General features: G+C 37.3%; 1 protein-coding gene. It reads left to right on the top strand.

Annotated features, from left to right (window positions below):
* The coding region (locus tag FFM74_RS13470; RefSeq protein ID WP_223877255.1) for an LTA synthase family protein at window positions 1–1,982 on the top strand (1,982 nt) is incomplete at its 5' end.
* Window positions 1,983–2,110: the final 128 nt, after the last annotated feature.

Below are 2,110 nucleotides of genomic sequence, written 5' to 3'. Positions count from 1 at the left end.
CACATTGCATTAATGAGTATAGCTCCATGTCTTTGTTTATTTTACTTAGTGTTGCACTTGATTTGACAATTCGGGAAGATTATTTGTCTGACACTTCATTCATTAAGAAATGGCGCTTGCCACTCGTATTATTGGTTTTTGCACTTGAAGCCATAATCCTATTATTAGTAATTCAATACATGCAACTTGGAAACTTTCAAAATGTTTATAGCTGGTTCATGCTTCATAAAAAAATTTACCTTTTCAGTGTGATCCTTTTGATGCTATTTGGTTGGGGTATCACTAGCATTATTAATCGCCTATGGATTAGTAACAGCCTATTTATAGACATTATTCTAGTTTTTGGATTCGTCAATAATCAGAAAATGACTTTTCGTCAAGAACCACTGCTGTCCAGTGACCTGACGATGGTCTCAAATGCTGGACAACTCGCTTCAATGATCAGTTTCACGCACATACTGACACTAATCATACTATGTATTCTCATAGTCTTATTGAATTACTTTGGTTTCAAATTTCTACGATTCCCAACACACACACTGCATCTATCAAGTAGAATTATTGGCTTGATTGTAATGAGTATGATGATTTTTTCCTTCTTTAGAGTAAATCATACTAATAGTCTGTCGGCTAAAGTTTTCACGAAGTTTGGTGATGCTTCCTACGTCTGGAGTCTAAAAGATTCCGCAGACAACAATGGTCCACTCATAGCATTCATCAATTCAATCGACATGACGGTCATGGACAAACCTGCTGGCTATTCTCAGAAAAAAATGCAATCGATTGCTAAAAAATATACTAAAGTTGCCAATAGTATTAATCAGGAGCGTTCACAATCTGATATCAATAAACAAACATTAATTTATGTGCTCAGTGAAAGCTTTTCAGACCCAACGCGTGTCCCAAATCTTAAAATTAGCGCCAACCCGATGCCTAATATTAATAAGATTAAACGTGAAACGACATCCGGAACAATGTTAAGCTCAGGTTATGGCGGTGGTACGGCCAATATGGAATATATGGTGGATACAAGTTTGAATCTAAGCTTCTTTTCAAAAACAATGACAACACCATTCACGCAACTAGTTCCCAATCAGAAAAATGCTTATGCAATTACTGATTTATTTAAGACTAAAAATGCTATTCATACGTTCACCGGCACGCTTTATCGACGAGTTGCAGTTTACAAAAAGTTTGGATTTCAAACATTTAGAAGCACAGACTCCACAGGAAGCCAAAAACTACACTATGCAAAAAAGATTCAAAAAAGTGATCTCATTGGTGACAACGAATCCTACAATAACGTCCTTTGGCAACTCAGGCACACCCAAACTGGACAATTCATTAGTTTAGCAACAATGCAAAACCATATGCCATATGTAAATAGATATTATCATGTGCCATACAAAATATCTGGCAAGGCCAGCAAGGGTGCCAAAAAAGAAATTGCAACCTATACAGAAGGTGTGCATCTAACAGACCAATCCACTAGAACATTCATCAATCAGCTAAATAAAATTCACAGACCAATCACGGTACTGTGGTACGGCGACCATTTACCTGGTATTTATAATCACGATAGCATGGCGCGTTATAACATAAAATTACACGAACCTGACTATTTCATCTACAGCAACACGTATGCGCGACAACACGGATACGGGCAAAAGAAACTCAAACACAAATCTGGCGTTGTAGGGTCGAATGCGCTATCAGCATTAGTGTTAGCTCAAATGAACCAAAAAGTGACTCCCTACTATGCACTGATTACAAAAGTATTGACAGAACTACCAGCAATGGCAACAAACAGTCAGAAAGCAAATACACCGTTGCTAGTAAATCAAAACAACAAACAAACCTCTTTACGCAAGCTAAACGCAAAACAACGCAAATTGTATAACGACTATCAATTAATTCAATACGATTTAACCGCAGGAAAATCATATTTAAGCAAAACAGACTTCATGACAAAGATAAAATAATCCTAAACATACAAGAAATTGCTAATTATGGCAACTTCTTGTATGTTTTTCGGGCTCTTTGTCAACTGTTGTTGGTAATCAGCTATCATTAGCGCCCAGCCGCCCCGTGGCTGGGCGCTTTCTGTACA

The organism is Lactiplantibacillus pingfangensis (genome assembly GCF_005404945.1).
GTDB classification, from domain to species: Bacteria; Bacillota; Bacilli; order Lactobacillales; family Lactobacillaceae; genus Lactiplantibacillus; species Lactiplantibacillus pingfangensis.
The sequence above is the reverse complement of the archived record's forward strand: the minus strand, read 5'-3'. Positions and strand labels throughout refer to the sequence as shown.